The sequence below is a fragment of the Bradyrhizobium sp. genome (genome assembly GCF_019242285.1).
Taxonomy (GTDB): domain Bacteria; phylum Pseudomonadota; class Alphaproteobacteria; order Rhizobiales; family Xanthobacteraceae; genus Bradyrhizobium.
Map to the genome: position 1 here is coordinate 1 of NZ_JAFAVV010000384.1, position 2,976 is coordinate 2,976.

Genomic DNA, 2,976 nt, shown 5'->3' on the forward strand with positions numbered 1-2,976 from the left:
CGTCGCTAGTGCACGCTCACGGCCTGCAGCTCGTTGCTCCAGGCATTGGCGACCGCCGCTTCGCGCGAATCGGTCAGCATGATCGGCGTGCCATCGGCGGCATGCAGGGCGAAGAGCTTGAGGCCCGGGGCAATACGGGGCGCCTGCGGAAACAGGTCAGGCACGTCCTCGGAGCGGATCTGCTTCACATAGGCGATATGGCCTTCGCCCAGATGTTCCAGCGCCTCCGGCGAGACGTCCTGTTCATACGCGACAATACCGTCAGTCATGGTCTCGACTCCTCTGAGTCTTAAGCGGTCGAGTCCGCTACTGGTTCCATTATTCGTGTTCATTGATAGCGATTGTCTTAACAACCCGCTCCGGCTCGGGCCGGGCCAGATCGATGGACAACAACCCGTTCTTCAAGTCCGCGCCCAGCACGTGCATTCCCTCCGCGAGCACGAAGGTGCGCTGGAAGTGGCGCGCCGCGATGCCGCGATGGATGTATTGCCGGGCCTTGTCATCCTGCTGCCGGCCGCGAATGACGAGTTGATTTTCCTCAATCGTGACATCGAGTTGATCCCGGGTGAAACCGGCGACCGCAAGCGTGATCCGCAAGCGCTCGGGTTGCCCGTTGCTGCGTTCGCAGCGCTCGATATTGTAAGGAGGATAACCGTCGGCACCCTTGACGACGCGGTCGAGCACGCGCTCGATCTCGTCGAAGCCCAGCAGGAACGGACTGGATAACGAAGGAACACGAGACATAGTTTACAAAGTCCTCTCGAAGCGACTTTGACGTTTCAGGGCCCGCAAGGCACCCCTTGGCCTGCAATATGGGCATATTGCGCAGACGATTCAAGCACCTGGAACAGGCCCCTCGACGGCCGGTTAACACCCTACAAATCGATCCGGCGGCGGCCGTCCGTGGTGAAGGCGTGGAGTTTTTCCCGCGGCGCCACGGCCCTGATCCGATCGCCGATGGCGGGCCCGCTCTGGCCGGGAATCCGGACCAGGATTTCACCGGTTCGCAGCTCGCCCGGTTTGGCGCTGACGGCCGGCTGGTCCTCCGGCTGCGTGCGCAAGCCATAGATGTAGGTCTCCGCGCCGACCCGCTCGATCGTTTCCACGGTCAGTCCCAGTGCGATCCCGCCTGCCGGCACGCCGTTCGCGGCGATCTGGAAATCCTCAGGCCGGATGCCGACGATCCCGGCCTCAGCGGCTGCGCCCTCGAGATGCAAACCGCAATCGCGCGACGGGATCAGGTTCATCGGCGGCGCGCCGATGAAGGTGGCGACGAAAGTGGTCGCGGGCTTCTGGTAGATGTCGAGCGGATTGCCGATCTGCTCCACCTGGCCGCCGTTCATCACCACCAGGATGTCGGCGAGCGTCATCGCCTCGAGCTGGTCGTGGGTGACGTAGATCGACGTCGTGCTCAGGCGCCGCTGCAGCTTGCGGATCTCGACCCGCATCGCGATGCGCAGCTTGGCGTCGAGATTCGACAACGGCTCGTCGAACAGGAACAGCTTCGGCTGCCGCACGATGGCCCGGCCCATCGCGACGCGCTGGCGCTGGCCGCCCGAGAGCTGGCCGGGCTTGCGGTCGAGCATCGCGGAAAGCTCGAGGACGCGGGCCGCTTCCTGCACCCGCGTCTCGATCTCGCCCTTGGGCATGCCGCGGTTGCGCAGGCCGTAGGCCATGTTGTTGTAGACGCTCATGTGCGGATAGAGCGCATAGTTCTGGAACACCATCGCGATGTCGCGGTCGGCCGGCTCGACCTGGTTGACGATGCGGCCGCCGATGTCGATCACGCCGCCGGTGACCGTCTCCAGGCCCGCGACCATGCGCAACAGCGTCGACTTGCCGCAGCCGGAGGGGCCGACCAGCACGCAGAACTGGCCGTCGCCGACATCGAAATCGACGCCCTTGATGGCCTCGAAGCCGTTCGGATAGGCCTTGCGGACGTGACGCAAAGTTACGTTAGCCATGGAGCACGCCTCATTTCTCCGTCTCGATCAGCCCCTTGACGAACAGGCGCTGCATCAGCACCACGACCGCGACCGGCGGCAGCATTGCGAGCATCGCGGTCGCCATCGCGACCGACCATTCGGTGAGCGCGTCGTGCACGTCGATGATCTTCTTGATGCCGATCACGATGGTCTGCATGTCGTCGCGGGTCGTGATCAGCAGCGGCCACAGATACTGATTCCAGCCATAGATGAACAGGATCACGAACAGCGCGGCAATGTTGGTGACCGACAGCGGCAACAGCGTATCGAAGAAGAAGCGGATCGGGCCGGCGCCGTCCATCTTGGAAGCTTCGACCAGCTCCTTCGGCACCGTCATGAAGAACTGCCGGAATAGCAGCGTTGCGGTGGCGGAGGCGATCAGCGGCAGGATCAGCCCGGAATAGGAATCCAAGAGATGCATGTCGCTGGTGATCTTGTAGGTCGGGAAGATGCGGACCTCGACCGGCAGCATCAGCGTGATGAAGATGACCCAGAACGTGGTCATCCGGAACGGGAACGAGAAGAACACGATGGCGTAGGCCGAGATGATCGAGATCGCGATCTTTCCGGCGGCGATGCCGACCGCCATGATCAGGCTCGCCAGCATCATGTCGCCGACCGGCTGCCGCGTGGTCCTGCCGGTGCCGGAGACGATGGTGTGCCAATAGGTCTCCAGCCCATGCGTGCCCGGATAGAGCGGCATCTGGCCGTTGGCGATCAAGCTGTCGGTATGGGTCGAGGCGATGACCGCGAGATAGATCGGGAACGCGACGACCACGACGCCGGCCAGCAGGATCAGGTGGGGCAGCAGGTTTCCGAAGCGGCGATGCTCGACCATGACCTAGAGTCCGCTGAAATCAGGTTGGCTCAAGCAGCGTCGGAGGTGCACCCCCTCTCCCCCTCCTTCACAGCTGTCGGATTCACACATGTTGAAGCCTCAGGGTAGCTCCGTATTTGATGCGCTGGAAGTCCTCCAGGCCCCGGCGCATTA

At 63.1% G+C, this 2,976-nt stretch carries 4 protein-coding genes; all 4 read right to left on the reverse strand.

Annotated elements, in window-relative coordinates; genetic code table 11:
* Nucleotides 1–5: 5 nt before the first annotated feature.
* The 4 genes from JOY90_RS14885 to ugpE all read right to left on the reverse strand — a co-directional run bounded on the left by JOY90_RS14885 (nucleotide 6) and on the right by ugpE (nucleotide 2,823).
* A complete protein-coding gene (locus tag JOY90_RS14885) occupies nucleotides 6–269 on the reverse strand; it encodes a DUF1150 domain-containing protein (RefSeq protein ID WP_291691879.1) in 264 nt (87 codons plus the stop codon).
* 49 nt (nucleotides 270–318) lie between these two features.
* Nucleotides 319–744, reverse strand: coding sequence for an Hsp20 family protein (locus JOY90_RS14890; RefSeq protein ID WP_291691880.1), 426 nt, complete (start codon nucleotides 742–744; stop codon nucleotides 319–321).
* Between the two features lie 131 nt (nucleotides 745–875).
* Nucleotides 876–1,964 carry a sn-glycerol-3-phosphate import ATP-binding protein UgpC gene (locus JOY90_RS14895; RefSeq protein ID WP_291691881.1) on the reverse strand — a complete coding sequence of 363 codons (1,089 nt, stop codon included), beginning with the start codon at nucleotides 1,962–1,964 and terminating at the stop codon, nucleotides 876–878.
* 10 nt (nucleotides 1,965–1,974) lie between these two features.
* The gene (gene ugpE / locus JOY90_RS14900) at nucleotides 1,975–2,823 is read right to left on the reverse strand and encodes a sn-glycerol-3-phosphate ABC transporter permease UgpE (protein WP_291691882.1); all 849 of its coding nucleotides are present in this window, start codon (nucleotides 2,821–2,823) and stop codon (nucleotides 1,975–1,977) included.
* Nucleotides 2,824–2,976 lie beyond the last annotated feature (153 nt).

Excerpts from the sequence above, each read along its gene's own strand:
- JOY90_RS14885 (WP_291691879.1), bottom strand. The coding sequence starts at position 269 with ATGACTGACGGTATTGTCGCGTATGAACAGGACGTCTCGCCGGAGGCG.
- JOY90_RS14890 (WP_291691880.1), bottom strand. The coding sequence starts at position 744 with ATGTCTCGTGTTCCTTCGTTATCCAGTCCGTTCCTGCTGGGCTTCGAC.
- JOY90_RS14895 (WP_291691881.1), bottom strand. The coding sequence starts at position 1,964 with ATGGCTAACGTAACTTTGCGTCACGTCCGCAAGGCCTATCCGAACGGC.
- ugpE (WP_291691882.1), bottom strand. The coding sequence starts at position 2,823 with ATGGTCGAGCATCGCCGCTTCGGAAACCTGCTGCCCCACCTGATCCTG.